This is a genomic window from Arthrobacter sp. 01N442, assembly GCF_056399345.1.
The window spans coordinates 592,183-612,469 of the sequence record NZ_JBFTRD010000004.1; the positions used below are offsets into that span (position 1 = coordinate 592,183).

General features: G+C 69.2%; 24 protein-coding genes. 5 read left to right on the forward strand and 19 right to left on the reverse strand.

The features are described from left to right. Nucleotides 1–102: 102 nt before the first annotated feature. Nucleotides 103–744: an MOSC domain-containing protein gene (locus tag AC1DNC_RS10195; RefSeq protein WP_476862420.1), complete on the reverse strand. Its 642-nt coding sequence runs from the start codon at nt 742–744 to the stop codon at nt 103–105. 200 nt (nt 745–944) lie between these two features. Between AC1DNC_RS10195 and AC1DNC_RS10200 the strand changes: the two genes are divergently transcribed. Beyond that, nucleotides 945–2,132, forward strand: coding sequence for an acyl-CoA dehydrogenase family protein (locus AC1DNC_RS10200; RefSeq protein ID WP_476862421.1), 1,188 nt, complete (start codon nt 945–947; stop codon nt 2,130–2,132). 80 nt (nt 2,133–2,212) lie between these two features. Here the strand turns inward: AC1DNC_RS10200 and AC1DNC_RS10205 are convergent, their stop codons facing one another. From AC1DNC_RS10205 to AC1DNC_RS10230, 6 genes are read right to left on the reverse strand one after another with little or no spacing between them, the layout of a single operon-like run. Further along, nucleotides 2,213–3,004: an SDR family oxidoreductase gene (locus AC1DNC_RS10205; RefSeq protein WP_476862628.1), complete on the reverse strand. Its 792-nt coding sequence runs from the start codon at nt 3,002–3,004 to the stop codon at nt 2,213–2,215. A 40-nt stretch (nt 3,005–3,044) separates the two neighbouring features. Beyond that, a complete protein-coding gene (locus tag AC1DNC_RS10210; protein WP_476862422.1) occupies nt 3,045–4,415 on the reverse strand; it encodes an MFS transporter in 1,371 nt (456 codons plus the stop codon). Further along, nucleotides 4,412–4,927: a winged helix-turn-helix transcriptional regulator gene (locus AC1DNC_RS10215; protein ID WP_476862423.1), complete on the reverse strand. Its 516-nt coding sequence runs from the start codon at nt 4,925–4,927 to the stop codon at nt 4,412–4,414. The genes AC1DNC_RS10210 and AC1DNC_RS10215 overlap by 4 nt, the downstream gene beginning before the upstream one ends. Before the next feature lie 59 nt (nt 4,928–4,986). After that, nucleotides 4,987–6,258 (reverse strand): glycosyltransferase 87 family protein, encoded by a 1,272-nt coding sequence (locus AC1DNC_RS10220; protein ID WP_476862424.1) that lies wholly within the window; start codon nt 6,256–6,258, stop codon nt 4,987–4,989. 6 nt (nt 6,259–6,264) lie between these two features. After that, a complete protein-coding gene (locus AC1DNC_RS10225) occupies nt 6,265–7,452 on the reverse strand; it encodes a cystathionine gamma-synthase (RefSeq protein ID WP_476862425.1) in 1,188 nt (395 codons plus the stop codon). Nucleotides 7,453–7,469: 17 nt separating this feature from the next. After that, the gene (locus AC1DNC_RS10230; protein WP_476862426.1) at nt 7,470–8,855 is read right to left on the reverse strand and encodes a cystathionine beta-synthase; all 1,386 of its coding nucleotides are present in this window, start codon (nt 8,853–8,855) and stop codon (nt 7,470–7,472) included. A 131-nt stretch (nt 8,856–8,986) separates the two neighbouring features. Between AC1DNC_RS10230 and AC1DNC_RS10235 the strand changes: the two genes are divergently transcribed. After that, nucleotides 8,987–10,120 (forward strand): SLC13 family permease, encoded by a 1,134-nt coding sequence (locus AC1DNC_RS10235; protein WP_476862629.1) that lies wholly within the window; start codon nt 8,987–8,989, stop codon nt 10,118–10,120. Nucleotides 10,121–10,127: 7 nt separating this feature from the next. Here AC1DNC_RS10235 and AC1DNC_RS10240 read toward each other — a convergent pair whose 3' ends face one another. Continuing rightward, the gene (locus AC1DNC_RS10240; RefSeq protein WP_476862427.1) at nt 10,128–10,568 is read right to left on the reverse strand and encodes a VOC family protein; all 441 of its coding nucleotides are present in this window, start codon (nt 10,566–10,568) and stop codon (nt 10,128–10,130) included. A 170-nt stretch (nt 10,569–10,738) separates the two neighbouring features. Here AC1DNC_RS10240 and AC1DNC_RS10245 point away from each other — a divergent pair, with 170 nt between their 5' ends. Continuing rightward, the gene (locus AC1DNC_RS10245) at nt 10,739–11,719 is read left to right on the forward strand and encodes a DNA-3-methyladenine glycosylase family protein (RefSeq protein ID WP_476862428.1); all 981 of its coding nucleotides are present in this window, start codon (nt 10,739–10,741) and stop codon (nt 11,717–11,719) included. A gap of 13 nt (nt 11,720–11,732) precedes the next feature. Here the strand turns inward: AC1DNC_RS10245 and AC1DNC_RS10250 are convergent, their stop codons facing one another. Further along, nucleotides 11,733–13,409: an AMP-binding protein gene (locus AC1DNC_RS10250; protein WP_476862429.1), complete on the reverse strand. Its 1,677-nt coding sequence runs from the start codon at nt 13,407–13,409 to the stop codon at nt 11,733–11,735. A 112-nt stretch (nt 13,410–13,521) separates the two neighbouring features. Between AC1DNC_RS10250 and AC1DNC_RS10255 the strand changes: the two genes are divergently transcribed. Beyond that, entirely contained in the window at nt 13,522–13,800 is a 279-nt protein-coding gene (locus AC1DNC_RS10255; RefSeq protein ID WP_476862430.1) for a putative quinol monooxygenase, read from the forward strand. Between the two features lie 101 nt (nt 13,801–13,901). Here AC1DNC_RS10255 and trxA read toward each other — a convergent pair whose 3' ends face one another. The 7 genes from trxA to AC1DNC_RS10290 all read right to left on the reverse strand — a co-directional run bounded on the left by trxA (nt 13,902) and on the right by AC1DNC_RS10290 (nt 17,324). Beyond that, a complete protein-coding gene (gene trxA / locus AC1DNC_RS10260; RefSeq protein WP_476862431.1) occupies nt 13,902–14,309 on the reverse strand; it encodes a thioredoxin in 408 nt (135 codons plus the stop codon). 67 nt (nt 14,310–14,376) lie between these two features. Continuing rightward, nucleotides 14,377–14,922, reverse strand: coding sequence for an acyl-CoA thioesterase (locus AC1DNC_RS10265; RefSeq protein ID WP_476862432.1), 546 nt, complete (start codon nt 14,920–14,922; stop codon nt 14,377–14,379). Nucleotides 14,923–14,964: 42 nt separating this feature from the next. Continuing rightward, nucleotides 14,965–15,699: a Type 1 glutamine amidotransferase-like domain-containing protein gene (locus AC1DNC_RS10270; RefSeq protein WP_476862433.1), complete on the reverse strand. Its 735-nt coding sequence runs from the start codon at nt 15,697–15,699 to the stop codon at nt 14,965–14,967. A 29-nt stretch (nt 15,700–15,728) separates the two neighbouring features. After that, nucleotides 15,729–16,133: a VOC family protein gene (locus AC1DNC_RS10275; RefSeq protein WP_476862434.1), complete on the reverse strand. Its 405-nt coding sequence runs from the start codon at nt 16,131–16,133 to the stop codon at nt 15,729–15,731. A 21-nt stretch (nt 16,134–16,154) separates the two neighbouring features. Then, nucleotides 16,155–16,709: a GNAT family N-acetyltransferase gene (locus AC1DNC_RS10280; protein WP_476862435.1), complete on the reverse strand. Its 555-nt coding sequence runs from the start codon at nt 16,707–16,709 to the stop codon at nt 16,155–16,157. Further along, entirely contained in the window at nt 16,702–17,181 is a 480-nt protein-coding gene (locus AC1DNC_RS10285) for a hypothetical protein (protein ID WP_476862436.1), read from the reverse strand. The genes AC1DNC_RS10280 and AC1DNC_RS10285 overlap by 8 nt, the downstream gene beginning before the upstream one ends. Next, the gene (locus AC1DNC_RS10290) at nt 17,178–17,324 is read right to left on the reverse strand and encodes a hypothetical protein (protein ID WP_476862437.1); all 147 of its coding nucleotides are present in this window, start codon (nt 17,322–17,324) and stop codon (nt 17,178–17,180) included. The genes AC1DNC_RS10285 and AC1DNC_RS10290 overlap by 4 nt, the downstream gene beginning before the upstream one ends. 79 nt (nt 17,325–17,403) lie before the next feature. Between AC1DNC_RS10290 and AC1DNC_RS10295 the strand changes: the two genes are divergently transcribed. Next, nucleotides 17,404–18,222, forward strand: a complete 819-nt coding sequence (locus tag AC1DNC_RS10295; RefSeq protein WP_476862438.1) for a hypothetical protein — start codon at nt 17,404–17,406, stop codon at nt 18,220–18,222. Here the strand turns inward: AC1DNC_RS10295 and AC1DNC_RS10300 are convergent. The 3 genes from AC1DNC_RS10300 to AC1DNC_RS10310 form a co-directional block, all read right to left on the reverse strand. Further along, on the reverse strand, nt 18,219–19,376 hold the full coding sequence (locus AC1DNC_RS10300) for an EAL domain-containing protein (protein ID WP_476862439.1): 1,158 nt from the start codon (nt 19,374–19,376) through the stop codon (nt 18,219–18,221). The genes AC1DNC_RS10295 and AC1DNC_RS10300 overlap by 4 nt on opposite strands. An 8-nt stretch (nt 19,377–19,384) precedes the next feature. After that, entirely contained in the window at nt 19,385–19,561 is a 177-nt protein-coding gene (locus AC1DNC_RS10305; RefSeq protein WP_476862440.1) for a DUF1059 domain-containing protein, read from the reverse strand. Between the two features lie 142 nt (nt 19,562–19,703). Next, a complete protein-coding gene (locus AC1DNC_RS10310; RefSeq protein WP_476862441.1) occupies nt 19,704–20,096 on the reverse strand; it encodes a DUF7793 family protein in 393 nt (130 codons plus the stop codon). Nucleotides 20,097–20,287 lie beyond the last annotated feature (191 nt).

A 20,287-nucleotide genomic window follows, 5' to 3' on the forward strand; every position in this document is an offset into this window, starting at 1 on the left:
TAGGGCATCTGTCCGCCCTGGCGCTAATGCAGAGGCCGACGACGGCGGTGACCTTGCGCACACGCTGCGCCAGCCGTGGGCCGGAGCCCGCCGCTCCCCCGGCTAGGCCAGCAGCCTGGCGAATTCCTGGTGGTACTCCGGTTGCAGCCGGATCAGTCCGTCGGCGTCCGCGTCCCGCAGCGCCTCCATGTCCTGGACGGTGGGGTCGGAAAACCATTTGCCGATCGTCACGCCGTGAGCCGGGACGTAGAGCCGGTGGATGTGGTCCCCGGCCTGGATGCTGCCGGTGCGCACCACCCGCAGGTAGGTGCCCACCAGGCCTGCTTCGGTGAACCGCTTGACCCAGTGCGGCTCGTCGACCCGCCGCTGGAAGGTGCTGCACGGCCGCCTGGGCGAGGTGACTTCCACTTCTACATCGAGCCCGATCTTCCAGCGTTCGCCGATCACGGCGTTGGTGGCATCGATGCCCGCCACCCGAAGGTTCTCGCCGAAGTATCCGGGCGGGATCTCGCGGCCGAGCTCCGCGGCCCAGTAGTCGGCGTCGGCCTGGGAATAGGCGTAGAGAGCCTGGTCTTCGCCGCCATGGTCCATGCGGTCGGCCTGGATGTCGCCGCGGAGGCCCAGCCGGTGGACTTTCACGGGGCCGTCGACGGGACGCTTGTCGATCGCGGTCACGCCCAGCCTGCCCTCGTCACTGAGCAGCTGGTGCACCAGGCAGACGGCAAGCACGGAAGCGGTGTTCATGGCACCAGTGTAGGCCTGCTGCGGCGGGGTGGCTTCGATACCCGGGCGACGCCCGGGCGACGCTCCAGCCCGGTTACTTCGCCACCGGCCGCACCTCCGGGCCGCGACACCGGCGTGTTCGCCACATTCCGGGCGCCGGTCCGGAAGTAACTGGGCAGGAAGGTCCGACGCCGGCCCACGCCCCGCCGTAGGATGCTCGCATGAGCACTGGCGAAGCAACAGATGTGTCCGATGTCCTCGCGATCGATTCGCTGCTGAGCGCGGAAGAACTCGCCGTCCGGGAAAAGGTCCGCGATTTCACCAGCCAGCGGATCCGGCCCGGAATCGCCGCCTGGTACGACGACGGCGTCTTCCCGCTTGAACTGGCCGCGGAACTGGGTGAGCTGGGCGTGCTCGGCATGCAGCTGGAGGGGTACGGCTGCCCCGGCCGCTCCGCTGTCGAATACGGCCTGGCGGCGATGGAAGTCGAGGCCGGCGATTCAGGCATCCGGACCTTCGTCTCGGTGCAGGGGTCCCTCGCGATGACCGCGATCCATCTGTGGGGCTCTGAGGAGCAGAAAGTCCACTGGCTGCCCCGGATGGCTGCCGGCGAAGTGATCGGCTGCTTCGCCCTGACCGAGCCCACGGCCGGCTCGGACCCGGCGGCGATGCGGACCTACGCGCGGCGGGACGGGTCCGGAGACGACGCCGGCTGGATCCTGGACGGGGAAAAGCGCTGGATCGGGCTCGCCTCCGTCGCGGACGTGCTGGTCGTGTGGGCGATGACCGACGACGGCGTCCGCGGCTTCCTGGTCCCCGCCGATACCCCCGGGGTCACGGCGACGCCGATCCGGCAGAAGCTCTCGATGCGCGCCTCGATCCAGTGCGATGTAGCGTTCGACGGCGTCCGGCTCGGCCCCGAGGCGCAGCTGCCGGCCGCCCGCGGGCTCCGCGGTCCCTTCAGTTGCCTCAACGAGGCGCGGTACGGCATCGCGTGGGGAGCGATGGGCGCCGCCCGCGACTCTTATGAGGCGGCACTGCGCTACTCACAGGAACGGCTGCAGTTCGGCAAGCCACTCGCCGGGTACCAGCTCACCCAGGAGAAGCTGGTGAACATGCTGCTCGAAATCCAGAAGGGCACCCTGCTGGCACTCCAGCTGGGCCGGCTCAAGGACGCCGGGAAGCTGCGGCCAGAGCAGATTTCGCTCGGCAAGCTGAACAACGTGCGCGAGGCGATCGCGATTGCCCGTGAGGCCCGCACCATCCTCGGCGGGAACGGGATCACCCTGGACTATTCGCCGCTCCGGCACGCCGCCAACCTGGAATCCGTGCGCACCTACGAGGGCACGGACGAGGTGCACACCCTGGTCCTCGGCCAGCACATCACCGGCCTCGCCGCGTTCCGCTGAACCCGAGATGACACTTCCCGGCAGTGTGGCCGCGAAACACTGCCGCGATGTGTCATCTCGACGGCGGGTGGCAGGAGGAGTCAGGCGGAGAAGCCGCCGTCGGCCTTGACCAGCTGCCCGGACACCCAGCGGCCCTCGGGCGAGAGCAGGAACGCCACCGTCCCGGCCACGTCGGCCGGAGTGCCGAGCCGGCCGCCGGGCTGCAGCCGGGTCAGGTCCTCGCGCAGCTGCGGGTCCATCCAGCCGGTGTCCACCGGCCCCGGGTTGAGCACGTTGGCGCTGATTCCCTGCGGTCCGAGCTCCCTTGCGGCCGCGATCACGATCCGGTCCAGGGCGCCCTTGGATGCACCGTAGGGCAGGTTGAAGGCGGTGTGGTCGCTGGTCAGGGCCAGGATCGCACCGCCCTCGGCCGGAGCCTGCCGGGCAAATGCGGCGATCAGCTGCCAGCTGGCGCGGGTGTTGACGGCGAAATGCCGCTCAAAGCTTTCCAGCGACGTGTCCAGGATGCCTGAATCCACGGATTCGGCGTGGCTCAGCACGAGGCCCTGCAGGGTCCCGGCGTCCTCCGCCACCGCGGCCATCAGCCGCTCCACGGCCTGCGGATCCTCGAAGTTGGCCGGCACGGCCACCACGGCGGCGCCGGTGGCCTGCAGCTCGGCGGTGAGGCGCTCGACGTCGTCGGGCTGGACGCCCCAGGGCATCCGGGTGTCGTAGTCCTGCCAGTAGGTGAGCACCAGGTCCCAGCCGTCCGCCGCGAGCCGGCGCGCGATGCCGGCGCCGATGCCGGCGAGCCGCCCGACGCCGGTCACCAGCGCAGTCTTGCGCTGCACCGGCGCAGCGCTCAGGTCAGGGTCGGCCGGGGAACCGGGCATTGTCGAAGTGGAAGGCATGCGCCCCAGCCTAGTGCCCGGCTTACGCCGGAACGGGAACCGCGGCCTTCGCCCCGGTGTCCTTGCGGATGGTTGCGCTGATCACGGCGGCGATGGTGCACATCGCCGCGGCGGCGAACCAGGCGTAGGTGTACTGGCCGGTGGCATCCCGGACGGCGCCGGCGGCCAGGGCGGCCGCGGCGGCACCGAGCTGGTGGGCGGCGAAGACCCAGCCGAAGACCACGCTGCCGTCCGCGCCGAACACCTGCCGGCAGATCGCAGCCGTCGGCGGGACGGTGGCCACCCAGTCCAGGCCGTAGATGACCACAAACACGATCATGCTGGGCTGGACCTCGGCGCTGAGCAGCAGCGGCAGGACCAGCAGGCCGATTCCCCGGAACTGGTAGTAGACCGCGAGCAGGATCCGCGGGTTGAACCGGTCCGTGAGCCAGCCGGACGCGATGGTGCCGAGGATATCGAAGATGCCGACGACGGCGAGCAGGCCCGCTGCGGTGGTTTCCGCCATGCCGTGGTCGTGGGCGGAGGGGATGAAGTGGGTGCCGATCAGTCCGTTGGTCGTGGCGCCGCAGATGGCGAAGCCGGCCACGAGTGCCCAGAACGTCCGGACCTTGCTGGCGCGTTTGAGCACCTGGAGCGCACGGACAGCCGCGTTCCGGCGGGGTTCGGCCGGGGCTGCGTCAACGCCGGTCGTGCCGGAGCCGGCGTCGGCGCCCGCCGTGTCCGCGCCGTCCGGGGACTCTGCCTCGGCGCCGTAGGGCAGCGCACCGACGTCGGCCGGTGAGTTCTTGAGGAATTTCAGCACCAGCGGCACCACGGCCAGGGCGCCGGCGGCGATCAAGAGTGAGGCCTGCCGCCAGCCCGGGTGCTGCGCAAGCGCAGCGATGAAGGGCAGGAAGACCAGCTGCCCGGCCGCGCTGCCCGCGGTGAGGATGCCAATCACGAGCCCGCGGCTCTTCACGAACCAGGTGTTGGCGATGGTGGCGGCGAAGACCAGCGCCATGGACCCGGTGCCGAGCCCGATCAGCAGCCCCCAGGTCAGCAGGATCTGCCACGACTGGTTCACCAGGACGGTGAGGGCGCTGCCGGCGCCGATCAGCACCAACGCCACCGCGGTCACGGCGCGGATCCCGAAGCGCTCCATCAGGGCCGCCGCGAACGGTGCCGTGAGGCCGAACAGCACCAGGTTGATGCTGACCGCGGCCGAGAGGACGGTGGTGGACCAGCCGAATTCGGTCTGCAGCGGCACCATGAGCACGCCCGGGGCGGCGCGGAAGCCGGCCGCGCCCACCAGGGCCAGGAATGCGACGGCTGCGACCATCCAGGCCGGGTGGATCCGGCGCCGGGTGGAGGGCCGCTGGGTAGACGGGCGGCGGCCGGTCCGGAATTCACTCATGCTGCGTTTCCGTTCTTGCGGGAGTCCGGGGCGGTGGCGAGGGCCACGGGCTCCTCGGTCCGGGTGAGACTGTGCCAGCTGGTGTTCTCGGCGGTGAGCCGCTCGCCGCAGCCCGTGCAGCTGTCCGCCGAGGAGGTGCGCTGGCCGCAGCCGCTGTGGATCACGAACATGTGCGCCTGTTCGGACGGAGCGGCCAGGTGCTTCTCGGACCAGATCACGACGGCGTTGAGCACCGGCAGGGCATCCTCGCCCTTCGCGGTGAGCACGTACTCCTGGCGGGGACGGCCGCCGTCGTCGTAGGGCCGGCGGGTCAGCAGGCCGGCCTCAACGAGGGCGGCCAGCCGCCGAGTGAGCACCGAGTCCGCCGCGCCCAGCCGGGCCTTCATGGCGTCGAAGCGCCCGTTGCCGAAGAAGACTTCGCGCAGGACCAGCATGCCCCAAGGGTCGCCCAGGATGTCCAGGCCGCGGGCCATGCTGCAGTTGCGTCGGGACCAGTCGGATCGAAGTGCCATACCGGCAGAATAGCTGGCTTTCTTCAAGATAGCTAGGGCATGGAGCCCAGGCGCTGGGACTAGGCGCGCAGGCCGGCGCGGGAGGGCCGGTAAGCCAAGGCCCAGTACACCAGCATCGCGATCCCGCAGACCACGCCCAGGCTCGCGACGGTGAGCTGCCACGTCGTGTTCGGGTCCTTGCCCCACTCGTGCGCCCCGGCCATCACCGCGAGGTACTTGGGCGTCAGATAGAACGCGACAGCGGAGGCCGCCACGATGATCCAGCCGGCCAGTCGCATCCTGCCGTTGCGCGAAGGTACGCGGTGGATGGCGAACCCCATGCACGGCAGCGCCACGGCCATCCAGACCCAGTGGTGCGACCAGGAGACCGGGCTGATGAGCAGCATCAGCACCGCGGTGGCGGACACAGCCACGAAGTTCTCCTCGGCAGCGACCGCCCGCTTGATCACCAGTGCGGCCACGGCGGCCAGGCCGAGGGCGAGCACCAGCCACAGCAGCGAGGTCAGGGATGAATCCGGCAGGCCCAGGTGCAGCAGCAGCCCCTTGACCGAGAGGTTGTCCACATAGCCCGGGACGCCGATCCGTCCGGTGTCCGGCAGGATCTTGGTCCAGAAGGTCATCGAGGCAACAGGCAGCATGGCCCACGCCAGCACGATGGAGCCCACGAAGCCAACGGCCATCCAGCCGAGGGCCTTGAAGTCGCGGCGGACCAGGAAGTACAGGCCGAAGGCGAGCGGGGTGAGCTTGATCCCGGCGGCAATCCCGATCAGCAGCCCCGCCGGCCAGCGGAGCTCACCGGCACGGGACTTTCCGTACAGCGCGAAGTCGGCCAGGATCAGGCCCATCAGGATGATGTTGATCTGGCCGAAGTCGAAGGTGTCCCGCCACGGCCCCATCAGCAGGATCGCCGCGGTGCCGGCCAGGGCCACGGACCGGAACCGCCAGTCCGCCACGGCGTCGCGCCAGCGGCCCAGCCCGAAGTAGTGCCGGGTCAGCCAGGCGGACACGACGGCGGCGCCGAGCAGTGCGGCGGCGATGAAGATGATGCTGCCGGCGCTCTGGCCCAAGGTGGCGAGGGCGGCGAAGACCAGGGCGGCGAACGGCGGGTAGGTGAACGGGAGGCCTTCGCGCGGGGCATAGAGCTCGTTGACGCCGGCCTCGCCGGTCTGCAGCACACGGTTCCCGCCGTAGAAGTAGACCTCAAAGTCGTTCATCAGCGGGATGTAGGCCGAGTACAGCACCACCAGGGCGGCGACGACGGCGGCCGCACCGACCGCCGTCGCGATCCAGCCGCGGGTGGCAGAGCCCGCGGCCCTGGAAGTGACGGTCACCGGAGGCTAGCTGCCCGTCTCAATGCGCGCGAAGGCCTGCTCGAGGTCCGCGATCAGGTCCTCGACGTCCTCGATGCCGCAGGAGAGCCGGATCAGGTTTTCCGGGACCGCCAGCTCGGTGCCCTTGACCGAGGCATGCGTCATCTCCGAGGGGTAGTTCATCAAGGATTCGATGCCGCCCAGGGATTCGGCCAGGGTGAAGACCGAGGTGGACTCGGCCACCTTGCGGGCCGCGGCTTCGCCGCCCTTGAACTGCACGGAGATCATCCCGCCGAACTTCTTCATCTGCTTCTTGGCCAGTTCGTGGCCCGGGTGCGAGGGCAGGCCCGGGTACAGCACGGCCTCCACCTCGGGGCGCTGCAGCAGCCATTCAGCCACGGCCTGCGCGTTGTCGCTGTGCCGGTCCATCCGCACGCCGAGGGTCTTCAGCCCGCGGGTGGTGAGGAAGGCATCCATCGGCCCGGACACGGCACCGACGGCGAACTGCACGAAGCCGATCTTTTCGGCCAGTTCGGGGTCGTTCACGACGATCGCGCCGCCGACGACGTCGGAGTGCCCACCGATGTACTTGGTGGTGGAGTGCACCACGATGTCGGCGCCGAGCGCCAGCGGGTTCTGCAGGTACGGGGACGCGAAGGTGTTGTCCACCACGAGGAGGGCCCCGGCGTCGTGCGCCACCTTGGCGAGCGCTGCGATGTCGGTGATCTTCATCATCGGGTTCGACGGCGTCTCCACCCAGACCAGCCGGGTCTTGCTGGCCGCGACGGCCTTAGCCACGGCGTCAAGATCGGACATGTCCACCGGGGTGTTGCCGATCCCCCACTCGCCCAGGACGCGGCTGATCAGCCGGTAGGTGCCGCCGTAGGCGTCGTTGCCGAGCACGATGTGGTCCCCCGGCCGGGTCAGGGCCCGGATCATGGAGTCCTCGGCGGCGAGGCCGGAGCCGAAGGAGAACGCGTGCGAACCGCCCTCCAGCGCGGCCAGCTGTTCCTGCAGGGCGTCGCGGGTGGGGTTTCCGCCGCGGCCGTATTCATAGCCGGAGCGCAGCACTCCGATGGATTCCTGCGCGTACGTGGAGGAGAAGTGCAGCGGGGGCACCACGGCGCCGGTGCGCGGCTCGAAGGCCTGGCCGGCGTGCACGGCGCGGGTGTTGAAGCCGGCGTTCGTCGCGGAAGAGCTTTCTTGCTGGGACATGGGACTCCTTGGACTGGTCAGTTGCTGAGGTAGGCGAGGAGGTCATGGCGGGTCAGGATGCCCACCGGAGCGCCGACGAAGGTCACCATCAGGGTGTCGGTGTCGGAGAGGAGTTCGCGGGCGGTCGAGATCGATTCGAGCGAACCGATCACGGGCAGCCGCGCCTCCATGTGTTCGGAGATCTTGTCAGTGAGGGCCGCTTCGCCGCGGAAGAGTTTCGCGGTCAGGGTGCGTTCGTCGACGGCACCGAGCACCTCGCCCATCACCACCGGCGGTTCCTGCGACAGCACCGGGATGTGTGAGACCCCGTACTCGTTCATGATGTTGATGACGTCGCGGACGGACTCGTTCGGGTGGATGTGCACCAGGTCGGGCAGCTCGCCGGTCTTGGCCTTGAGCACCTCCCCCACCGAGGCCTCGTCTCCGCCGGACAGGAATCCGTAGGACCGCATCCACTGGTCGTTGAAGATCTTCGCCAGGTAGCCGCGTCCCGAGTCGGGCAGGATCACGACGACGACGGCGTCCGCCGGCAGGTCCTTGGCGGCCTGCAGCGCGGCGACGACGGCCATGCCGGAAGAACCGCCCACGAGCAGGCCCTCCTCCCGGGCCAGCCGGCGGGTCATGGCGAACGAGTCGGCGTCGCTGACGGCGATGACGTCGTCGGGAACGGCCTTGTCATAGTTCGCCGGCCACATGTCTTCGCCGACGCCTTCGACGAAGTACGGCCGGCCGGTGCCGCCGGAGTAGACCGAACCGGCCGGGTCGGCGCCGATGATCTTGACCACGCCGCCGTCGGCCTCGGCCCGGTCCGCGGAGACTTCCTTGAGGTAGCGGCCGGTGCCGGTGATGGTGCCGCCGGTGCCGGCGCCGATCACGCAGTGCGTGATCCTGCCGTCCGTGTCGCGCCAGATTTCCGGGCCGGTGGACTCGTAGTGGCTGGCCGGCGCGGCCGGGTTGGAGAACTGGTCCGGCTTGTAGGCGCCGGGGATCTCGGTGACCAGCCGGTCAGAGACGCCGTAGTAGCTCTGCGGGCTGTCCGGGGCGACGGCGGTGGGCGTCACCACAACTTCGGCGCCGTAGGCCTGCAGCACGGCGCGCTTGTCTTCGCCAACCTTGTCCGGAACCACGAAGATGCAGCGGTAGCCCTTCTGCTGCGCCACGAGGGCCAGGCCCACCCCGGTGTTGCCGGACGTCGGCTCCACAATGGTCCCGCCGGGCTGAAGCTTGCCGCTGCGCTCCGCGTCTTCGACCATCTTGGCGGCGATGCGGTCCTTGATGGACCCGCCGGGGTTGAGGTATTCGAGCTTCACCAGGACGGTGGCGGCGATGCCTTCGGTCACGTGGTTGAGTTTGACGAGCGGCGTGTTGCCGATGAGGTCCAGGACGGACTGGGCGTACTTCATAGGTACAAAGTTACCGCCTCCGGGGCAGCGGGCACGTCGCGTCGTCAGCGCCGCCGTGCGGGTGCGACGATAGGGCGGTGAAGCGAAGGACCTGGTTGAAGACGCTGAGGAGCTACCTGGTTCCCGGCGGCATGCTCGCGGCCGGGGCCGCGGCGCTGGCTACCAGGCTGTTGCCGTGGCCCGCATTCGAGGAGCTCACCGGCCGCACCGTGCCGGTACTGGGCTTCGTGCTGGCCATGTCCCTCGTGACGGAACTGGTCGACGACGCCGGCCTGTTCCGGGCTGTCACGGACCGGCTGGCGGCCCTCGGCCGGGGCCGCGTGCTGCTGTTGTGGTTGCTCGTGATCGCGCTCGCGTGCGTGGCCACCGTGTTCCTGTCGCTGGATACGACGGCGGTGCTGGTCACCCCCGTCGTCGTGCTCCTCGCCGTACATGCACGGATTCCGCCGTTGCCGTTCGCGCTGACCACGATCTGGCTCGCAAACACGGCCTCGCTGCTGCTGCCCGTGTCCAACCTGACCAACCTGCTGGCCCAGTCCCGGCTGGGGCTCAGCCCGGCCGGGTTCGCCTCGCTGGTCTGGGCCCCCGCCCTGGTGGGGATCCTGCTCCCGCTGGTGCTGCTCTGGCTCGCCTTCCGGAAGGATCTGCGGGGCCGCTACGCCCCGCAGCCCGCCCACCGGGTGCGGGACAAGGTGCTGCTCTATGCCTCGGCGGCCGTGATGGTGATCCTGCTGCCGGCGCTGGTGTCCGGAGTGCCGGTCTACATTCCGGCGACCGCAGCGGCTGCGCTCCTGCTGGCGCTGTTCCTGTGGCGCCGGCGCTCAAGCCTCCGCTGGTCCATGGTTCCGTGGCGCCCGCTCATGCTCACGGTCGGCCTCTTCATGGTCGTGGAGGCGGCGCACTCCAACGGCCTGTCGAAGGCCCTTGCCGGCGTGGCCGGCTCCGGGGAAAGCCTGCCCGCCCTGCTCCAGCTGGCAGGGCTCGGCGTCGGGGCGGCAAACACGGTCAACAACCTGCCGGCCTACCTCGCGCTGGAACCAGTGGGCGGCTCGCCGGTGCGGCTCGCGGCGCTGCTGATCGGAGTAAATATCGGCCCGCTGGTGACCCCGTGGGCTTCCCTGGCCACGCTGCTCTGGCACGAGCGCCTGCGGGCCCTCAACGTGGAGATCCGCTGGGGCGGCTTCGCGCTGGCCGGGCTCGCCGCCGTCGCCCTCACGGTTCCCCTGGCAGTCGTCGCCCTGTGGCTGACCAGCGGCATGCACTAGGCCGGAGTCAGGCCCCGAGGTCGTTCCCGGCCGCGGCTTCACCGGCAGTGCCCGCTCCACCCGGCGCCGCGGGCGCGGCGTTCTGCCACAGCCCCACCACGTTGCCCTCCGTGTCCGTGAAGTACGCGTTCCAGCCGGACCCCGGCACCTCCATCTTTTCCCGTTGGACCGAACCGCCCCGGGCCACGATCTGCTCCAGGGCGGCGTCAATGTCGTCGACGTCGACCGTCACCACCGGGGCCGTGAGCTCGCCGCGGCGGAACAGGCCGCCGTTGATGGATCCGGCGACGGCGGGCCGTCCCTGCTCATCCATCGGGGTGGTCAGGGCCAGACTGTATTCCATCTCCGGCATGACCTGGAAATTCCAGCCGAAGACCGAACTGTAGAACCCGCGCGCACGGTCCTCGTCGTCCGCGGGAAGCTCGAAGTGCACCACTCCACCAGCCATCTCATTCTCCTGACCATCAAGGGATCCGTTGCCGGGGCCTGGGAGTCCGGGCCCCAGCCGGATTCTAGCCCGCTCCGTGGCCGCGGATAAGGGCCCTCCGGTCCCCCGGAGCACGCCGCCGGACGGGCCCGGATGTGCCCGCCGTCGGCCGGGCGTGGGAACATGTTCGGGTGACCACCGCAGAGCTTCCCGCCGGCGTGCCCGCCGCGGCGGACGCCTCACTGCGGTGGCACCCGGGAGGTCCGTTCGATCTCCTGCAGACCCTCGGCACGCTCCGCCGGGGCCACGGCGATCCATCGATCCGGGTCACCGCGGACAGTTTCTGGATGGCGTTCACGACGTCGTCCGGCCCGGCCTCGCTGCGGCTGACCTCCGCGGGCCCGGCGGCGGCGCCGTGGATCGAAGCCCGGGCCTGGGGACCCGGGGCGGCCGAGGCGATCGGGGCCGTTCCGCGGATGCTGGGCCGCGACGACGACTGGACGGCCTTCGACGAACCCGCGTTCCACGCCACGCTCCCCCGGATGGTGGTCGAAGCACGGCGCCGTAACCCCGCGGTCCGGCTGCCGTCTACCGGGCGGATGATCGATTCCCTGGTGCCCACCGTGCTGGAGCAGAAGGTCACGGTGATCGAGGCACGCCGCGGCTACCGCTACCTGATGTACCGCTTCGGCACAGCCGCCCCCGGCGCGGGCACTGTGGCCCCCGCAAATCTCTTGGTCCAGCCCACGCCCGAGCAGTGGCTGCGCATCCCGTCCTGGGAATGGCACAAGGCCGGGGTGGGCCCGCAGCGCTCGGACACCGTGATGCGGGTGCTGCGCTCCGCCGCCGCGCTGGAACGCCTGGCGGCGCTGCCGGCGGCCGAGGCGGCCGCGAAGCTGCAGACTCTTCCCGGGATCGGGGTTTGGACGGCGGCGGAGGTCGTGCAGCGCACGCACGGGTGCCCGGACTCGATTGCCGTGGGCGACTACCACCTTGCCGCTTACGTCGGCGCAGCCCTGACCGGGCGGCGAACCGACGACGCGGGCATGATCCGGCTGCTGGCGCCGTGGGCGGGCCACCGCCAGCGGGTGGTGCGGATGATCGGCCTCAGCGGCTTCCGCAAGCCCACCTTCGGCCCGCGGATGACCATCCAGGACCACCGCGGCCACTGACCTGGCGCCGCGCTCAGAGCCCCAGCCGGGCCACGGCCTCCTGGCGCATGTCCACCTTCCGGATCTTGCCGGACACCGTCATCGGGAAACTTTCCCGGACTTCCACGTAGCGCGGGATCTTGTAGTGCGCCAGCTTGCCGCGGCAGAACTCCGCCAGGCCTGCCGCGTCCAGGGGTGAGGCCCCCGGCTTGAGGATGATGCAGGCCATCAGTTCCTCGCCGTAGGTGGCGTCGGGAACCCCGATCACCTGCACGTCCTGGATATCCGGGTGGGTGTAGAGGAACTCCTCGATTTCGCGCGGGTAAATGTTCTCGCCGCCGCGGATCACCATGTCCTTCATCCGGCCCTCGATCACCAGGTAGCCGTCCTCGTCCATCCGGGCCAGGTCCCCGGTGTGCATCCAGCCCTCGGCGTCGATGGCCTCCGCGGTCTTGTCCGGCTGGTTCCAGTAGCCCTGCATCACGGAGTAGCCGCGCGTGCACAACTCGCCGATCTCGCCGCGCTGGAGCACCTCGCCGGTCACCGGGTCGACGATCCGGCTTTCGAGCTGCGGCATGGTGCGGCCCACGGTCTGCGTGCGCTGGGCCAGGGTGTCTCCGTCGCGGGTCATGGTGGACACCGGCGAGGTCTCGGTCATGCCGTAGCAAATGGCGACGTCGCGCATGTTCATTTCCGCGATCACCCGATTCATCACCTCGATCGGGCACAGCGAGCCGGCCATGACGCCGGTGCGCAGCGTCGAGAGGTCGTAGGAGGCGAAGTCCGGCAGCGCGAGTTCGGCGATGAACATGGTCGGCACGCCGTAGAGCGACGTCCCGCCGAAGTCCTGCACGGCCTCGAGCGCGGCGGCCGGCGTGAAGCCCCGGCCGGGAATGATGGTGGCGGCGCCGTGGCTGAGTGCCGCCAGGTTGCCGATCACCATTCCAAAGCAGTGGTAGAACGGCACCGGCAGCACCACCCGGTCGTGCTCGGTGTAGGACAGCAACTCCCCGATGGCGAAGCCGTTGTTGAGCAAATTGTGGTGCGTCAGGGTGGCACCCTTGGGAAACCCCGTGGTTCCGGAGGTGTATTGCAGGTTGATCGCGTCGTGCGGGTCCAGTTCGGCCATCCGTGCCTTCAGCCCGGAATGCGAGACGTCGTCGGAGCGCCGCAGCAGCTCCGCATAGCTTTGTTCCGCCTCGCCTTCCGGGATCCCGGCGGCGAGGCCGGGCAGGCCGGCATCGGGCAGGAATACCAGTTCGCGCAGTTCGGGACATTCGGCCAGGGCCTGCCGGGCCATGCCGGTGTAGTCGCTGTTCTTGTCCGACGGCGCCGCCACCAGCATCCGCATGCCGTTCTGCTTGACGACGAACTCGAGTTCGTGGCTGCGGTACGCGGGATTGACGTTGACCAGGATCGCCCCGACCTTCGCCGTGGCGTACTGCAGGATGGTCCATTCGGCGCAGTTGGGGCTCCAGATCCCGATCCGGTCCCCCTTCGCGACGCCGAGCGCCAGCAACGAGCGGGCCAGCCGGTCGACGTCGTCGTTCATTTTGGTGTAGCTCCAGCGCCGGGCTTCGCCGCCCGGAACCGCTGCGGCCTCGATCAACGCATCGTGGAACGGGAACCGGGCGACGATGCGCTCGAAATGGTCGCCGATGGTTTCATCAATCAGCGGGACGTCAGTGTCCCCGGCTGTATACGCAAGCATGGTGCGACGCTACCAACAGCCCGGCGGCATGAGAAGACTTAAGCGTGGATGTCCTAGGAAATCTTCGGGAGATCTTCCGACGCCGGGGCGGCCGCCGGGTAGGGTAAAAACCATGAGCGCACCTATTGACCTGCGGGCCACTTTCATCCCCAACGACGGCGAATTCTTCCGAGTGAAGCTTGCCCTCGAAATCGCGATCGACGAGGTCGTCAACGAACCCGGCTGCATTCGCTATGAACTGACCGAGGCGAGCGAGGACAAGCTGGTGCTGACCGAGCGGTGGGCCTCCCAGGAAGACCTGGACAAGCACTCGAAGGGTACGGCGGTCCAGGACTTGAACGAATCCTTGAGCGCGCTGCTGGCCGAACCGGTCAAGCTGGAAAAGCTCTAGGGACCTTCGCCAACAAGGAACGCGGGGTCCCTCCACGCCGGCATCCCGTTCGGGATGGGCGCGGAGGGACCCCGCGTTGCTGTTTGTTGCGTTAGACCGGCCTAGGCGTCCGGGATCTGGGTGCCGTCCTGCTGGGTTGCGGCGGCCTCGGCCTGGGAGCGGGCCACGTGCGCGTGGACTTCCTCCATGTCGAGGGCCTTGACGGCGTCGACAACCTGCTCCAGCTGCTGGGCGTTCAGGGCGCCGGGCTGCGAGAACACCAGCACCTTTTCGCGGAAAGCCATCAGCGTGGGGATCGAGGTGATACCGGCCTCGGCGGCGAGCTGCTGCTCCGCCTCGGTGTCCACCTTGGAGAAGACCACATCCGGGTGCTTCTCCGAAACAGCCGAATACGTGGGGCCGAACTGCTTGCACGGGCCGCACCATTCGGCCCAAAAATCTACGAGGACAATGTCGTTTTCCTCGACGGTCGCTGCGAACTGTTCACCTGTAATGTCTACGGTAGCCATGGGTCAACGGTACGCGAGCCGCCCTCGAAAGTCCCCTGCGTTTCGCTGTTGGCACATCCCGGCCGGATTACGCCCAGACGTGCGGGGCGGGCCGGCGGGCGCCCGGCAGCGCGTTCGTTTCGCGCCACTCGTGGATCCATTCCGGCAACTCAAGGTCCGCCGGCGGGGCTCCGAATTCGCGGATGATCTCGTCCTGGCTGACCGGGCCGCTCTTGGTGACCAGCCGGGTGGCGATGTGGGCCCGGGCGTAGATTTCGCCGTCCACCACCATGCGCTGCTCAAAGTAGATGGCCTTTTCATCGAGGCCGATCACCTTGGACTCGATCGTGTACTGCTGCCACAGCTGCAGCGACCGGCGGAAGGCGATGGTCTCCCCCGCCACCACCGGCGTCCAGCCGCGCCGGCGCATGGCTTTCCAGGTGCCGCTGCGGGCCATCAGGTCGAACCGGCCCAGGTCCATCAGCGAGAGGTACATGCCGTTGTTGACATGCATGGCAATGTCGATGTCCGTCGGCAGGACCCGGAGCGGCAGCGAGGACGTGTCCCAGATGCTCAGCGGCGAGCGTCGGGCGGACCTGATGAGCAGGAGAAGGGTGCGGAGCAGCAAATGCATGGGCCCTATGTTACCCGCGAGTAACAAAGCTGCCAAGGGCGGCTATCCGGGCCGGCCGGCGGAGAGGACGGCTACCGTGGCTTTGCTCCCGGAGCCGCGGATGGACCAGCAGTTCCCGGTCCCGATCACCTCCAGGTCCTCCAGGTCGGCGTGGCGCAGCACCAGCGCAGTGTTTTCATCGATGGCCACTGCCCGGTCCGCGAGACCCTCCGCCACCGCCCCGACCGCCCGGCTCAGGGTGCCCGCCTGCGCCGCGTGGACGTCGACGGCGAACGGCACCAGGCCCAGCCCGTCGCGGACCTCAAGCTCGTCGAGGCCCTCCGAGCATTCCTCCGCGCACACCTCAACGCCGCGGATCCGGTAGCCGCCGATAAGGGCCCGCCGCGGTGCGATCATCGCCCCGGCCGAGAACCCCAGATAGGGTACGCCGTCGGCGGCCGCCGCCCGGATCGTAGCGGCCGCGCCGAGCAGGCCGGCCAGGTATTCCGGCGTGGGTCCGCCGCCGACGACGACGCCGTCGACGTCGGCAAACGCCACCGGATCGGCCGGCGCGCCGGTCCGCAGCAGGACCGGCGCCACCTCACAGGCCATCCGGTCCTGCAACGGTTCCAGGTAGGCCGGGAGGAAGTACTCCGAGCTGCCTTCGCGGTCGAACAATACGACGGCGATCCGGGGCGACCGGCCGCCGGCGCGGCGCCGGACGTGGCTCGCGAAGCGGTCAAAGACGACGGGGGTGGTGACCGTGTCGGGGCCGCCGCCCACCAAAATGATGCTCATGGGTATCACGGTACCCGCCGGAGACCCGCTCAGTCCGTGGCGACCAGCTCGACTTCGAAGCCGTCCGAGTTCACCAGGTAGGCAGCGAAGTGCCCGGCGCCGCCCGCATGCGGATAACTCTCCGGAAACAACTCGGTCCAGCCGCGACCGGGGGCGCCCGCGGCCAGGGCGTCCACGTGCTCCCGCGTTCCGGCATGGAAGGCCAGATGGTTCAACCCGGGCGCGGTGCGGTGGTGGGTCCGGCCGCTCAGGTCCGGCGACTCCTCGACCACGATGTAGGTGGGCCCGCGCCGCCAGCTCCGCCCGTGGGGCCAGTCCTGGTACTGCTCGTAGCCGAGCCCGGACAGCAGCCAGCCCCATTCCTCCCGGGCCCGGTCAAGGTCCGGCACCCACAGCTCGACGTGGTGCAGGGCGCCGAAGGATTCGTCATTCACTGTGAGAGTCTCGCACGCGGTTCAGTGCAGGATGAGCTGGAACAGGACATGGTCCTGCCAGCTGCCCGCAATGTGCAGGTAGTCCGGGGCCAGCCCGATCTCCTGGAATCCGGCCCGGCGCAGCACCCGTTGCGAAGCGGCGTTGTGCGGCAGGGTGGCCGCCTGGATCCGGTGCAGGCCCAGTTCGGTGCGCGCGGCAGCAACAACGTGGGCGACGGCGGCCGAGGCGATGCCGCGGCCGGTCAGCTCACCGTCAACCCAGTACCCAAGGTTGGCGCTGAGGAACGGGCCCCGCACAATGCCGCTCAACGTCATCGCACCCACGGCCCGATCACCGGCCAGCAGGATCCAGGGAACACCGGTTCCGGCGGCGAACATGCCGAGTTTCCCGCCGATGTTGGCGCTCTGGCCCTCCGAAGTGAGGAACTCCGCGCTCCGGACCGGTTCCCAGGGCGCAAGATGGTCCCGGTTCCGCCGGTAAGCGGCACCCAGCCGCTCGGCGTCGGAGCCGCGGAGCAGCCGCATGTGGACATCGCCGGGCAGCTCCGCCGCCAGGGTGCCTGAGCTTTCAATCATCACTGTCCCAATACTTCCGGATCTCCCCGGCTGCCGCAGCCAGCGCCTCGCCGCTGACCGGGACCGAGCGTTCGTCCATGCCGCGGTCGGGCCACTGCGCCACGACCCGCAGGTCCCCGTCCGAGGGCAGCGGCCACACCCAAAATTTAGCGGAGTAGCTTAGTTCCTCATCACCGCCTCCACCCCCACCGCCAGCGGCCGGCGTGAGAACGGGACCGTCGGGGACGGTCTCTTCAGACTCCCAGGGGCGCATGCCGCCTTCCGTCGCCTTCCTCCCGTCCGGGTAACCGACGCCGAAGCGGAGGCCGCCGTCGCCCCCCACCGGGATGCCGTGGCGGAAGGCAGGCCGGTTGAAGCACTGTTCCGTCACGAGGGCCCATTCCGAGTCGGTCTCGTCCTCCCGGCGCACCGTCCACACCAGCTCGATAACGCACCCGGTGCTGAACACCCCCACGCACTTGACCGCCATCACCAGGCGCGGGTGCGCTGCAGAAACTCACCGACGGACACGACGGCGGGAAGCTCGTCCGACGGCGGCGCGGCCCAGACCGGAGGAACGAGCTTGGGCATCCGTGGCCGCTGCGGCGGGGTGGGCAGGTCTTCGAAGAAGGACATGACCTCATCCTCGCACCGCAGTCAACACCGCCTGCGAAGCCTGAAGGGTCCGTCTCGCGGCGTGCGTTAGACTCGGGCCATGTCGGCTCTGTGGGGGGCGCGGATCCTCAGCGCAAATGTGGCAATGCTGGCAATGCTCCTGCCCCTGGCGGCGTGCGAATACAGCCCCGAGGAACCACCCCAGCCCGTGCCGACCGCCACACGCTCGATCGATCCCGCGGTATTCCTGGCCGAAGTGGCCCGGCAGCTCTCGGGCCCTCCTGCCGACCCCGGCATTCCGTACGCCGTCGGCAAGACCGCCGAGTGGACCACCGAGCTTGCCGCCGGGGACTACCTGCTGACCTCAGCTTGCTCCGGAGCCTCCCGGCTGGAACTGAAGGTGACGAGTGCCCACGGACTTCCGCAAGGCTGGGACTACCCCTGCGGGGAAGCCAACTCCGCGTTTTTCCGCCACAGCGGGGGCAGGCTCACGGCCCGCGCTGCCGCGATCTCCGGCCTCGAGGCCGGCGTCGCCGGACTGAAGATTGAGCCCAACACGGACGCTTCGCTGCGCGAGAATTTCGGCGCCAGCGCCTGGGCGCGGGACGTCCTGGGCCCGTCCAAGCCAGGCGAATACCGAGGCTCCGCCACCTCCGACGAACGGACGGTCTTCGGCCTCACCGCCCCTCCCGGCCGCTACGAACTGAACTTCGCCTGCCGCGGGACGGCAGCGACGCGGCTGTCCATCCGTAGCTGGAACGGCGCCGAAGTGTTGCCCGAAGGGACCGTCCCGTGCGGCACGGTCCTCAGCATCGAGGTGCGGCTGCCTTCGGAGGGCGCCCAGCTGAGCATGGCACCTTCCGGCGGTACCGGGCAGTACTCGTTCAGGCTCGTGCCGCCACGGAACGGAAAAGGCTAGTCCGCTGCACCGCCCCCGGCCAAGGCGATCACCATCCGTTCCATCCGGGCGACGCCGGCAAAGCGCCCGGCGTTGTCCGTCACCAGGAGCGAATCGAACCTTTGGGCCTTCGGCCTCGTCATGGAACGGGCGAGCGCCTCGCTGAGCGGCGTATCCAGGTTCACGCGCATCCCGGGACTGACCACGCCCAGCGCGGCGGCCCCGGCGTCCAGCACCGCGATCGGCCGGAGGTGCTCACCGAGCAGCACGACTTCCTCCAGCACCGGGCTGGAGGCAAACGCGTCGGCGGCCAGCGCGACACTGGCAGCGGTCGTCGCCGGTTCGACGACGTCGCGGATGACCGTTTTGTGGGCTACCGGACGGGAGGTGGCGAGGCGGTGCGCCAGGTCCAGATCGATGCCGCCCCAGGGCGGGGCAGGCCGGGCGAGGTAATAGCCCTGCACGAGCGGGACGCCCAGCGAGACGAGCGCCTCAAGTTCCTCGGCCCTCTCCACACCCTCGGCCAGGATCCAGGCGTCGATGCGGCTCGCGAACGCGCCGAGCATGCCGATGAGGGCCCGCTTCGCCTCATCGCGGTCGACGTCCTGGATCAGGTCCCGGTCGATCTTGATCAGGGCGGGCCGCAGGGCCAGCAGGTGGCGCAGCCCGGCATAGCCTGCTCCGGCGTCGTCGACGGCGATCATTGCACCGGCGGCGCGCAACTGGTTGAGGTCCGGCTCCAACTCCACGTAGGAATCGATCGGCGTCTGCTCCGTGAGCTCGACGATGAGACCGCCCAGTGCGCCCTCTTCGCGCCAGACGCTGCGGATGCACTCCGAGGTCAGCAGCTCGGGCGAGACGTTGAGCGTCAGGAAGCAGTTGGCGGGCAGCCCGGCGCGGGCCCTGAGTGCGGTCCGCAAGGCCGCCGCTTCCAGCTCGGCCGCTTTGCCATGGTTCCGCGCGGCCGCGAACCAGACCTCGGGGTTCTTCTCTGCGTAACCGGGAAACCGGGCGAGGGCTTCATAGCCCACCACGGTGCCTCGGGCAGTATCGACGATCGGCTGGTAGGCCGCCGCCAGGCCCTCGCCGCGGCAGGCCGAAGCCAGCAGGGCTTCCCAGTCCGGCGGGGATCCCGTGCCGGACCCGGCCGGTGGCACGGCTTCCGCAGGAGTCAACTAAGCAATCAACTAACCGGGTGGATCGCTTTGTGAACGGAATCGACGAGCTCGGCGGGCAACTCGGTCAGGCCGTGTACGGAGGCGGCGTGGGCGCCGACCTGGACGAGGATCTCGTCCTCCGTGCTGCAGACCCAGCGGGCGTCACAACCGGGAACGACGTCACCACATGCAAACGACTTCAATTCAGCTCCTAAGGCTCTCTGGTTAATCGGCCTAAGCCTACTCTGGGGTAACGTGCATCCCACTGAAGCCAACGCCCGGTGTCGGGCGGCGTGTTGGCCGGCGGTGTCGGCCGGCGAAGCAGGAGCCGGCCCGGGAGCGCTATCAGCCGGCGACGCTCTGGGGGTCGCCGCTGGTGGCCAGGGCATCCAGCCATTCCAGGGCATCGGCGCTGGAGGTGAAGTAGCTTTGCGGGCACTCATTGCCCCGGCGCATCCAGGCAGCAACAACGCGGTCCACGTTCGACTCGCCAACCAGCGCCACCGAGGATACGAAGCGGCTGTCGAGGTAGTGGTTGCGGGCTCCGGCGGTCAGCTTCACGTCGCTGATGTCGATCAGCAGCGGCAGCATCCGCCCGGCGCTGATTTTTGTGACGGCAAGGACCGATTCGACGGCGTCCGCCGTTTCGATCGTGGATCCGGCGGCCCAAACCAGCTGCAAAATTCCGGCCTCATCCAGGCTGAGCGTTCCCTTGCCAGCCGCCAGGACTATCTCCATTTGTTTTCCCCTCCTGCGAAAGAGTAACGCCTCGCGCGTCAAAAAGTGATGCCGGCCACTTTTGTGCACGGAAATGACGCCCCTGCCGGCCGCCGGACATCGGTCCGCGGACTGAGGAGGGTCGCTGATAAGCGTTCCGGGCAAAAGAAAAAGCCTCCGGAACCGTGTGGTTCCGGAGGCTTTCCCAAGGG

What these genes read in the sequence shown, in the direction of transcription:
- AC1DNC_RS10195 (WP_476862420.1), bottom strand. Translation starts at nt 744, where the DNA reads ATGAACACCGCTTCCGTGCTTGCCGTCTGCCTGGTGCACCAGCTGCTC.
- AC1DNC_RS10200 (WP_476862421.1), top strand. Translation starts at nt 945, where the DNA reads ATGAGCACTGGCGAAGCAACAGATGTGTCCGATGTCCTCGCGATCGAT.
- AC1DNC_RS10205 (WP_476862628.1), bottom strand. Translation starts at nt 3,004, where the DNA reads ATGCCCGGTTCCCCGGCCGACCCTGACCTGAGCGCTGCGCCGGTGCAG.
- AC1DNC_RS10210 (WP_476862422.1), bottom strand. Translation starts at nt 4,415, where the DNA reads ATGAGTGAATTCCGGACCGGCCGCCGCCCGTCTACCCAGCGGCCCTCC.
- AC1DNC_RS10215 (WP_476862423.1), bottom strand. Translation starts at nt 4,927, where the DNA reads ATGGCACTTCGATCCGACTGGTCCCGACGCAACTGCAGCATGGCCCGC.
- AC1DNC_RS10225 (WP_476862425.1), bottom strand. Translation starts at nt 7,452, where the DNA reads ATGTCCCAGCAAGAAAGCTCTTCCGCGACGAACGCCGGCTTCAACACC.
- AC1DNC_RS10230 (WP_476862426.1), bottom strand. Translation starts at nt 8,855, where the DNA reads ATGAAGTACGCCCAGTCCGTCCTGGACCTCATCGGCAACACGCCGCTC.
- AC1DNC_RS10235 (WP_476862629.1), top strand. Translation starts at nt 8,987, where the DNA reads ATGCTCGCGGCCGGGGCCGCGGCGCTGGCTACCAGGCTGTTGCCGTGG.
- AC1DNC_RS10240 (WP_476862427.1), bottom strand. Translation starts at nt 10,568, where the DNA reads ATGGCTGGTGGAGTGGTGCACTTCGAGCTTCCCGCGGACGACGAGGAC.
- AC1DNC_RS10250 (WP_476862429.1), bottom strand. Translation starts at nt 13,409, where the DNA reads ATGCTTGCGTATACAGCCGGGGACACTGACGTCCCGCTGATTGATGAA.
- AC1DNC_RS10255 (WP_476862430.1), top strand. Translation starts at nt 13,522, where the DNA reads ATGAGCGCACCTATTGACCTGCGGGCCACTTTCATCCCCAACGACGGC.
- trxA (WP_476862431.1), bottom strand. Translation starts at nt 14,309, where the DNA reads ATGGCTACCGTAGACATTACAGGTGAACAGTTCGCAGCGACCGTCGAG.
- AC1DNC_RS10265 (WP_476862432.1), bottom strand. Translation starts at nt 14,922, where the DNA reads ATGCATTTGCTGCTCCGCACCCTTCTCCTGCTCATCAGGTCCGCCCGA.
- AC1DNC_RS10270 (WP_476862433.1), bottom strand. Translation starts at nt 15,699, where the DNA reads ATGAGCATCATTTTGGTGGGCGGCGGCCCCGACACGGTCACCACCCCC.
- AC1DNC_RS10280 (WP_476862435.1), bottom strand. Translation starts at nt 16,709, where the DNA reads ATGATTGAAAGCTCAGGCACCCTGGCGGCGGAGCTGCCCGGCGATGTC.
- AC1DNC_RS10290 (WP_476862437.1), bottom strand. Translation starts at nt 17,324, where the DNA reads ATGTCCTTCTTCGAAGACCTGCCCACCCCGCCGCAGCGGCCACGGATG.
- AC1DNC_RS10295 (WP_476862438.1), top strand. Translation starts at nt 17,404, where the DNA reads ATGTCGGCTCTGTGGGGGGCGCGGATCCTCAGCGCAAATGTGGCAATG.
- AC1DNC_RS10310 (WP_476862441.1), bottom strand. Translation starts at nt 20,096, where the DNA reads ATGGAGATAGTCCTGGCGGCTGGCAAGGGAACGCTCAGCCTGGATGAG.